The organism is Leifsonia sp. SIMBA_070, assembly GCF_046534635.1.
Taxonomy (GTDB): domain Bacteria; phylum Actinomycetota; class Actinomycetes; order Actinomycetales; family Microbacteriaceae; genus Leifsonia.
Genome location: NZ_JAWRYK010000774.1, coordinates 1 through 245, shown reverse-complemented (window position 1 = coordinate 245; position 245 = coordinate 1). Strand labels below are relative to the sequence as shown.

The 245-nt window shown below is 52.2% G+C and carries 1 protein-coding gene; it reads right to left on the bottom strand.

Going from position 1 to position 245, the window contains the following annotated elements:
- Positions 1–191 (bottom strand): hydroxyethylthiazole kinase (locus SB754_RS22320; protein WP_410784466.1); only part of this gene is annotated, 191 nt, incomplete at its 3' end.
- Positions 192–245: the final 54 nt, after the last annotated feature.

Genomic DNA, 245 nt, shown 5'->3' with positions numbered 1-245 from the left:
ATGCCCAACAAGACCATTGCAGCGCTCACGGCCTCGATCTTATTTTCCGTAACCCCGATAAAGGCACCGATCAACGCAGCTGCGGTACAGCCCGTTCCGGTCACCTTGGCCATTAACGGATGTCCGTTTTCAATATGGACAGTTTGGGAGCCATCTGTAACAATATCCTTGGCACCGGATATGCAGACCATGGTATGATATGCTGAACAAATGGTACGGGCAGCTGCTACGGCCTCATCGCTTGC